Annotated in this window: 6 protein-coding genes; 2 read left to right on the plus strand and 4 right to left on the minus strand. The window is 76.1% G+C overall.

Annotated elements, in window-relative coordinates:
• Positions 1–47: 47 nt before the first annotated feature.
• Positions 48–1,496 (minus strand): FAD-dependent monooxygenase, encoded by a 1,449-nt coding sequence (locus AB0K34_RS34820; RefSeq protein WP_138636698.1) that lies wholly within the window; start codon positions 1,494–1,496, stop codon positions 48–50.
• A 353-nt stretch (positions 1,497–1,849) separates the two neighbouring features.
• On the opposite strand from AB0K34_RS34820, the gene AB0K34_RS34825 reads away from it, so the two are divergent.
• On the plus strand, positions 1,850–2,695 hold the full coding sequence (locus tag AB0K34_RS34825; protein ID WP_240807606.1) for a dienelactone hydrolase family protein: 846 nt from the start codon (positions 1,850–1,852) through the stop codon (positions 2,693–2,695).
• Between the two features lie 22 nt (positions 2,696–2,717).
• Here the strand turns inward: AB0K34_RS34825 and AB0K34_RS34830 are convergent, their stop codons facing one another.
• Positions 2,718–4,061, minus strand: a complete 1,344-nt coding sequence (locus AB0K34_RS34830) for a helix-turn-helix domain-containing protein (RefSeq protein ID WP_364553151.1) — start codon at positions 4,059–4,061, stop codon at positions 2,718–2,720.
• Positions 4,062–4,323: 262 nt separating this feature from the next.
• Here AB0K34_RS34830 and AB0K34_RS34835 point away from each other — a divergent pair, with 262 nt between their 5' ends.
• Complete coding sequence (locus AB0K34_RS34835; RefSeq protein WP_301177052.1) at positions 4,324–7,266, plus strand: AAA family ATPase; 2,943 nt, start codon at positions 4,324–4,326, stop codon at positions 7,264–7,266.
• Between the two features lie 31 nt (positions 7,267–7,297).
• Here the strand turns inward: AB0K34_RS34835 and AB0K34_RS34840 are convergent, their stop codons facing one another.
• Both AB0K34_RS34840 and AB0K34_RS34845 read right to left on the minus strand, forming a co-directional pair.
• Positions 7,298–8,419, minus strand: a complete 1,122-nt coding sequence (locus tag AB0K34_RS34840; RefSeq protein WP_364553152.1) for an SRPBCC family protein — start codon at positions 8,417–8,419, stop codon at positions 7,298–7,300.
• A 36-nt stretch (positions 8,420–8,455) separates the two neighbouring features.
• A partial coding sequence (locus AB0K34_RS34845) for an SRPBCC family protein (protein ID WP_364553153.1) occupies positions 8,456–9,200 on the minus strand: 745 nt, incomplete at its 5' end.

Genomic DNA, 9,200 nt, shown 5'->3' on the forward strand with positions numbered 1-9,200 from the left:
GCGAGCCCGCCCCCGCCACCGGAATTCCGACCGGCCATGCGGCCGTGCTACGCCGTGGTGCTGCTGAGGCCGCTCAGGCGGGTGCGGATCGTGTCGGCGTCGCCCGTGCAGGCGATGTAGCCGTCCGGACGGATCAGGGTCAGCGCCGCACCGTCGGAGGTGTACGCGGCGCGGACTTCGCCGTCCTGGTCCTGGTACTCCCCCGCCTCGCCGATCGTGACGACACGGACGCCGGGGTACGCGAACCCCGTATCGAAGGAGTCGAAGGCGAGCACGGTCAGATGGGGGCCGCAGAGCAGGTCGTGCACGCGGTGCCGGGCGCCGTCCCTGTCGTGCAGGACGCCGTCCGGGGCGCGGGTGCCGCCGAGCGGGCCGTCCGAGAGCGAGCTGTCGGGGTAGCCGAGGAGGAGCTGCTGCGTCTCCTCGCCGCGCTGGTGCGCGTCCGCCTGCCCCTCGACGGCCTTCTCGTACAGGGCCGTGCTGATGCCGAGGACTGCGGCGGCGACGGGCAGCCGCTCCTCCTCGTAGGTGTCCAGGAGGGACGCGGGCGCGCCGTTGACGACCGCCCCCAGTTTCCAGCCGAGGTTGTAGGCGTCCTGGACGCCGGTGTTGAGGCCCTGCCCGCCCGCCGGGGAATGGACGTGGGCGGCGTCGCCGACCAGGAAGGCACGGCCGGCGCGGAAGCGTTCGGCCATCCGGATGTTGACCCGGTAGACCGAGCTCCAGGTCAGGTCGGTCAGGCGGATGTCGGTGCGGCCGGACGCCTCCTCCAGGGCCTTCTGGTAGGTGGCGAGGGTGAGCTCCGGGTTCGCGTCCGGCGCGATCGGGGCGGTGAACTGGAAGTCGTCCGTCCCGGCGAGGGGGCACAGGCCGACGCGCACGGACTGCGTCGCCATGTCGGCCCAGGTGTGCCAGTGGTCCCGGTCGAGGTCGGCGGTCCGGACGTCGCCGATGAGCATGCGCTCCGCGTCGCGGGTCTCGCCGCCGAAGCCGATCCCGAGGGTCTTGCGGACGTCGCTCCGGCCGCCGTCGGCCCCGACGAGGTACGCGGCGCGGACGGTGCCGCCGTCCGCGAGGGTGGCGGTGACCCCGTCCGCGTCCTGCGTGAACGCGGCGAGTTCGCCCCGCTCCACCCGGCCGCCGAGGTCCGCCAGGCGGTCGTGCAGGATCGCCTCGGTGCGCCACTGCGGCACCATCAGGACGTTCGGGTACGGGACGGCGGCCGTCGCGGCCTTCGTCTCGCTCATCCGCCCCTCCCACACGACCTCGCCGCCCGCGTAGGCGCGGATCGGCGGGTACGCGGCGCCCGCCGCACGGACCGCGCCGATCACCCCGAGGTCGTCGAAGACCTCCAGCGTCCGCGGCTGGAGGCCCTTGCCGCGCGAGCCGGTGCGGGTGCCGGGGTCGATGACGCGGTACCGGACGCCGCGCCGGGCGAGGTCGACCGCGAGGGTGAGGCCGGTCGGGCCGGCTCCGATGACGAGTACGTCGATCATGTCGTTCTCCCTTCCGGGACCGAGCCTCCGCCGCCGCCCTGGCAGATCGCTGTCAGCGCGCTGACAGCGTTCGCCCGCCGCGCGGCGCCGACATTGTGACGGCGCATTCATCGCGGGCCGACGCGCTGCGCCCGTTCGGCTGCTTCCGCCTGGCCAGGGCCGCCGTCGCGGGATGACCGGCGATTTCGCCGATGCCGGGGGCCCGGCGGCGTGCCGAGAATGTGCGCATCCTGGAGCCGGTCCCCCGGCTCCGCCCCGTTCCGGGGAGCCGGCTCCCGGCTCCTCCCCCCGAACAGGAGCGAAGCGACGTGCGATCCATCCCCAGGCACGCCCCCGGCCGGGCGGCGAAGGCGCTGCTCGCCGCGGCCCTCACCGCCGGCGCACTCACCGTCCCGCAGGCCGCCGCGCAGGCGGCCGACAACCCCTACGAGCGCGGCCCCGCCCCGACCGTGCAGAGCATCGAGGCGCTGCGCGGCCCGTTCGCGACGTCCCAGACGAGCGTTTCGTCGCTGAGCGTGACCGGCTTCGGCGGCGGGACGATCTACTACCCGACCAGCACCGCCGAGGGGACGTTCGGCGCGGTGGCGGTCGCGCCCGGCTTCACCGCCGACCAGAGCAGCATGGCCTGGCTCGGCCCGCGGCTGGCCTCCCAGGGCTTCGTGATCTTCACGATCGACACCAACACCCGGCTCGACCAGCCGAGCAGCCGCGCCCGGCAGCTGGAGGCCGCGCTCGACTACCTCACCGAGCGCAGCAGCGTCCGGACCCGGATCGACGCGACCCGGCTCGGCGTGATGGGCCACTCGATGGGCGGCGGCGGGACGCTGGAGGCCGCCGAGGAGCGCCCGCAGCTGCAGGCCGCGATCCCGCTGACCCCGTGGGACCTGCAGAAGAACTTCTCGGACGTGCGCGTCCCCACGATGATCATCGGCGCGGAGGCGGACACGGTCGCGCCCGTCGCCTCGCACTCCGAGCCGTTCTACACGAGCATCCCGGCGTCGTCGGAGAAGGCGTACCTGGAGCTGAACGGCGCCAGCCACTTCGCGCCGAACATCGCGAACACGACGATCGCGAAGTACAGCATCTCCTGGCTCAAGCGGTACATCGACAATGACACCCGCTACGACCAGTTCCTGTGCCCCGGCCCGAACCCGGACCTGAACATCTCCGAGTACCGGGACACCTGCCCGAACTCCTAGCCCCCGTCCCCCCGGGGCTCCCCTACCGGCCGGGCCGCCCGTTGCCTCCCCGCACGGGCGGCCCGGCCATGCCGCCGTCGGCGGAGCCGTCCTCCGCGCCGTGCAGCCGCAGCGCGCTGAGCGCGAGGGACAGTTCGACGAGGTCGCCGGGGCGGGTGAGCGTCCGCCCGGTGAGCTGCTCGATCTTGCGGAGCCGGTTGAGGACGGTGTTGCGGTGGCAGAACAGCCGGTCGGCCGCGCGCGCCGCGGAGCCGTCGCATTCCAGCCAGGTCTCCAGCGTCGTCAGCAGCACGTCGCGGAACCCGGGGTCCACGTCGCCGAGGCCGCCGAGCGCGACGTGCCCGAGCCGGCCGGCGAGGCGCGGCTGGGACAGCACGAGCGCGTCGGGGAGGCGGCGGTCCAGCCGGGCGATCTGGTTGCCGGGGCCGCGGCACGTCCGCAGCGCCAGCTCGGCGAACCAGCGGGCGCCGCCCAGCTCGGCGAGCGAGCCGACGACCGGGCTCACCCCGGCGTGCGAGCGCGCGTAGGGGCGGACGGCGGCGACGAGGTCGTCGAGCTCGGCGGCGCCGAGCGCGACCAGCGCCACCTGCGCGTCGGTGCGCAGCCGCCAGATGAACCGCATCCCGCCGGTGTCGGCGGGGCGCCGGTCCACGCCGTCCCCGAAGCCGCACTCGGCGCCCAGCATCACGACCGCGTACCGGCCGGTCGCGGGCAGCCCGAGGACGGACGTCGCGGTCGCGAGCAGCCCGCCGTCGGCGCCCTGCCCGTCCAGCAGCGCGTCCACGATCGCCTGGACGCGCTCCTCGCTGCGCCGCGCCAGCGCCAGCTCGGTGCGGTGGTAGGCGGCCGCGGCGGCGCCGGACTGCTGGTCGATGGTGTCCCAGGTGCGGGTCGCCTGCCGGATCAGCGCCGGGACGTTCTCGGGGTCGTTCTGCCCGACGACCTCGACGACCGCCTCCCAGAACACCCGCCCGGCGAGCCGGTAGGAGCGCAGCAGCTGGTCGAGGGGCTGCCCCTGGTGCGCCCGGCGCTGCCCGAGGCGGCGCGCCCAGTCGAGGTCGGCGCGGCCCCGGCTCGGTTCGAGGATCGTCTTGAAGCCGTGCCCGAGCCCGGTGTGGCACATCTCCCACACGTCGTGCCGGAACGCGTCGTCGCGGTCGCCCCGGTCGCCGGACAAGATCTCGGCGGTGAGCCGGTCGGCGAGGTCGGGCAGCCGGTCCGACAGCCGCAGCACCGCCTTGCGCATGATGGTGCGGTCCGCGTCCATCGGGCGGGCCGGATCGGGCCGCCGCGCCGCCGTCCCGGTCGTCCCGGCCACCGTGCCGTCCGCCGTCCCGTTCACCGTCGCGGACCGTCCTGCCGTCATCGCGGGCCACCTCCAGCACAACGCGGGGGCCTCATCGTGCCATCGCGGGCGCCTGCGGGCCATCGCGGGACGTCCAGACTGTGCGGGCTCACAACGGGGGCACGTCCGGATTGCGCCGTGGCCACGAAACGGAGGCGGGCTCTGGACCGCCGGGGGGCGGCCGTGCTCACCTATGGTCCCCTTCCCTTTTGAGACCCCGTCCAATAGAGGAGCCGCCTACGGCGCCCGGCCGAGGTCAGTTCCCCGATGAGGAGGGACCGGCATGACCCACCCCCAGCCGCACCCCCAGCCCCACCCGCACCAGCCCCACCCGCACCCCCGCCCCCAGCCCGAACTCCACGGGCGCGACCGCGAGATCCAGACGATCGAGGCGATGCTCGACCGGGCCCGCGGCGGGCAGGGCGGCGCCCTGACCCTCGCCGGGGACGCCGGCATCGGCCGGACGGCCCTGCTGGAGGCGGCCGTCCGCCGGGCCGGAGAAGGCTTCCGGACGTGCGGGACCACGGGCGTCCCCGGGGAGACGGACGTCCGCTACGCGGGCCTGCACCGGCTGCTGCGCCCGCTCGCGGCGGAGATCGCGCAGCTCCCGCCCGCGCACCGCGGCGCGCTCGGCACGATCATGGACGGGGCGCCGAGCGCCGCGCCGTTCGTCCTCTACACGGCGGTGTGCGAGCTGCTGAGCCTGGCGGCGCGGCAGGGCCCGGTGCTGTGCTGGGCGGACGACGCGCACCGGCTCGACCAAGGCTCGCTCGAAGTGCTGGCGTTCGCGGCGCGCCGCGTGCAGGACGAGCCGGTCGCGGTGCTGTTCGCCGTCCGCGACGACCGCACCGCCCCGGGCGGGGACGCGAGCACGCTGGCCGGGATCCCGCGGCTGCGCCTCGCGCCCCTCGCCGAGGAGGCGAGCCGCCGCGTCCTCCAGGACGCGCTGAGCGCCGACGCCGGAGCGGGCGGCGACCGCACGGCGAGCGGGGCCGGCGGCGACGGCGACCTCGCCGAGGAGATCGTCGACCTGGCGTGCGGGCGGCCCCTGGCGATCCGGGAGCTGGCCGCCGCGCTGACGCCCGGGCAGCTGTCCGGCGCGGCGCCGCCGCCGCGCGCGCTCCCCGCCGCGAGTTCGCTGCGCGGCCGCTACCGCCGCCGCCACCTGCGGCTCCCCGCCGGCGCGCGGCGGCTCGTGCTGATGGCGGTGGCCGAGGAGTGGCTCGGCGCCGCGACGCTGGCGCGGGCGACCCGGCTGGACGGCATCGAACCGGCCGACCTCGACGCCGCCCGCGACTCGGGGCTGCTGCGGTTCGAGGGCGAGGGCGTCGCGGTCCGCAACCGGCTCGTCCGGTCCTCGCTGTGGGCGGACGCGTCCCGCGCCGAGCGGCAGGACGCGCACGCGCTGCTCGCCGAGGTCCTCGTCCAGGACTGGCAGCGGCCCCGGCGGCAGTGGCACCGCGCGGCCGTCGCCGGCGAACCCGACGACGCGCTCGCCGCCGAGCTGGCGGACGCGGCGGCGGACCGCCGCCGCGCGGGCCGCTACGCCGACTCCTGGCGGCTCTGGCAGCGGGCGGCGACGCTCACCGCCGAGCACGGCGCCCGCACCGACCGGTTTCTCGCCGCCGCCGGGGACGCCTGGGCGAGCGGCCGGTCCCGGCGGGCCCGCGCGATGCTCCGGCAGGTCCGGCCGCCCGCCTGCGACGGGACGCGCGCCGCCCGCGCCACCCTGCTGCGCGGCGAGATCGAGGTCGCGGCGGGCACCCCGGCGGCGGCGGTGCCGGCGCTGCGGGACGCGGCCGAACGGCTCGCCGGGACCGACGCCGAGGCGGCGCTGGACGCGCTGATGTGGGCCGCCGAGGCCGCCGACGCCGCCGGGGACACCCACGCCTACCTGGAGATCGCCGATCGGGCGGCGTCGCTGCCCGCCCCGCCGGGGGACGTCCGCGGCGAGCTGATGCTGGCGCACCTCGGCGGCATGGCGGCGATGGTCCGCGGCCGCTATCAGGAGGCGGTGGACCGGCTCGGTACCGCCGTCCGGCTCGGCGCGGGGATCCCCGACCCGCCGGCGCTGGTGTGGGCGGCGCTGGCCGCGTTCGCGCTCGGGGACGCGCCGCGCACCCGCGTCCTCGCCGCCGAGGCCGTCACGTCCGCCCGGCGCCTCGGCGACGCGCCCGCCGAGTCGTACGCGCTGCTCGTCGCCGGACGGTGCGAGGCGCTGCTCGGGCACCCGCCGGGGCCGATCGCCGCCTGCCACGACGGGCTGCGTCTCGCCCGCGCCACCCGGCTGCACGGGCACGCCGCCGAGCAGCTCGCCACCCTCGCGCTCACCGCCGCGTTCAACGGCGACGCCGCCGCCGCGAACGCGCGGCTGGCGCCGCTCACCGGCACCGCGGACCTGCGCGGCCGCACCCGCGCCGCCGCGTTCGGCTCGTGGGCGCCCGCCTGCCTGGACCTCGCCGCGGACCGTCCCGCCGACGCCGCCGCGCGGCTCCGGCTGCCGGGCGGCGCCGGGCTCGCCCACCTCCCGGCGCGGCTGTTCGCCGTCCCGCACCTGGTCGAGGCGCTCGTCCGCACCGGCGAGCACGAGGAGGCGGCCCGCGCCTACGAGCGCTTCCGTGCCTGGACGGAGGGCATCGGCACCGCCGGCCGGCATGCGGCTCCCGGCCGGGAGGCGCTCAACCGCCGCTGCCGCGCCCTGCTCGCCGAGCGGGACGCCGACGCCGAGGAGCACTTCACCGAGGCGCTGCGGCTGCACGAGGCCGCCGGCGCCGTGTTCGACCTCGCCCGCACGGAACTGCTGTTCGGGCACCGGCTGCGGCGCGGCCGGCGGCCCCGCGCGGCCCGCGCCCACCTGCGCGCCGCGCTGCGGATCTTCGAACGGTACGGCGCCGCCCCGTGGACCGCGCAGGCCCGCGCGGAGCTGCGCGCCGCCGGGGAGGCGGTCGCGCCCCCGGCGGCCGTGCCGCCCGTCCCCGAGCGGGGGACGGTGGGGACGGGCGGCACGCGGGCCCCCGGCACCGCGGCCCCGCGCGCGGCGAGCGGGTTCGGCACGCTCACCGCGCAGCAGGCGCACATCGCCCGGATGGCGGCCGAGGGCGCCACCAACCGGGAGATCGCGGCGCGGCTGCTGCTCAGCCCGCGGACGATCGACCACCATCTCCGCAACGTCTTCACCCGGCTCGGGATCCGGTCGCGCGTCGAGCTGGCCCGGCTCATCCGCTGAGCGGCGGCCGCGGGGGCCCGTGTCCCGGGGGTCAGACCTCCTCGTACTCCTTCTCGGCGTCCTCGCTCTTGGCCTTGGCGCCGGAGCCGTTCTTGCCCCTGGCCGGCTTCTTCTCCGCGCTCTCCGACTTCTTGGGCTTCTCGGACTTCTCGTCCTCGACGGCGTCCTCGTGCGTCCGGACGACCTCGCCGTCGCGGATCTCGCCGCGCCAGCCCTCGATCTCGTCGGCATGGGTGAGCGACTGCGTCATCACGTGCCGGCGGAGGTGCTTGAGCTCCAGCCGCGCCCGGCGCCCCTGCGCGCGCCAGAGGTTGCCGGTCCGCTCCATGAAGCCCTGCGGGTGGTATTCGAGGACGACCAGGACGCGGGTCAGGTTCGGGGCCAGCTCGTGGAAGCTGACCGTCCCGTCCACGTGCCCCTTCGGGCCCTTGGAGCGCCACACGACGTGCTCGTCCGGGACCTGCTCGACGATCGTGGACTCCCACGTCCGCGCCGACCAGAAGATCTTCGCCTTCCAGTTCAGCTTCGTCTCGTCGGCCTGCTCGACGCTGATGACCTTCTTCATGAAGGACGGGTAGTCCTGGAACCGCGTCCACTGGTCGTAGACGAGACGGCGCGGCGCACCGATGTCGATGTGCTCGACGATGTTGGTGACCTTCACCTTCTTACCGCCGCCGCCACCGCCGACCTTGGCGCCGTCGTCCTTGGCGTCGTCGTCGCCCTGCCCGCCGGGGAGCGCGCCGCCGACGGTGTCCTTGAGCCGGCCGAGCACGCCCTGCCCGTTGCTGCTCTCGTTCGCGCCGCCGCCCTGCCCGCTCTTCTCGTCCTTCTCGCTCTTCTCGCTCTTCTCAGGGGCCTTGGTCTTGGCCTTCGCCGTCGTCTTCTCCTTCTCCTCGGCCCCGGACGTGTCGCCGCTCTGCTCGCCGCGGCGCCCGGCGAGGGCGCGGCTCGCGGCGACGGCCGCGCCGGCGCCGAGCAGGACGCCGCCCGCGGTGCCGGCGGTCCGCCCGCCGGGCACGCTCTTCGGCAGGCCCTTCGGCAGGCTGCCGGCGATGCGGCCCAGGCCGGGGACGCGGCTGCTCCGCCGCCCGCCCGGGAGCCGTTTGGCGATCTGTCCGACGGGCGACCGGCCCGTCAGGATTCCGCGTGCCATGGTGTTACCTCACTCATGTTGATCACTTGGTATCGGTCATGTGGGGGACGAGACGGTCTCGCCGTCGCGGATCTCGCCGCGCCAGCCCTCGACCTCGTCGGGCCGGGTGAGCGCCTGCGTCATCACGTGGCGTTGGAAGTGCTTGAGCTCCAGCCGCGCCCGGCGTCCCTGCGCGCGCCAGAGGTTGCCGGTCCGCTCGAACAGGCCGGCGGGGCGGTACTCCAGGACGAGCAGGACGCGGGTCAGGTCCGGGGTCAGCTCGTGGAAGCTGACGGCCCCGTCCGCGTGGCCCTTCGGCCCCTTCGAGCGCCACACGATGTGCTCGTCCGGGACCTGCTCGACGATCGACGCCTCCCACGTCCGCGCCGACCAGAAGATCTTCGCCTTCCAGTTCAGCTTCGTCTCGTCGGCCTGCTCGACGCTGACGACCTTCTTCATGAAGGACGGGTAGTCCTGGAACCGCGTCCACTGGTCGTAGACGAGACGGCGCGGCGCACCGATGTCGATCTGCTCGACGATGTTGGTCGGCGTCCGTCCGCGTCCGCGCCCGAAGACGCGGGCGAGGGTCTCCTTCAGGGCGGTCCAGCCGAAGCTCAGCAGCGCGCGGAACGGGGACTTGCCGTCCCGCAGCGCCGCGACCCCGGCCACCGCGGCCTTGCCGAGCGGGCCCGCCTGCTCGGCCCGCGCGACGAGGCGCCGGGTCTCGCGCTCCAGCCGCCGCTCGGCCGCGCGCAGGGCGCGGCGGCCGAGACGCCGGGCCGCCAGCGCCGCCCCCGCCGCC

This window comes from Actinomadura sp. NPDC049382, assembly GCF_040677125.1.
GTDB classification, from domain to species: domain Bacteria; phylum Actinomycetota; class Actinomycetes; order Streptosporangiales; family Streptosporangiaceae; genus Spirillospora; species Spirillospora geliboluensis.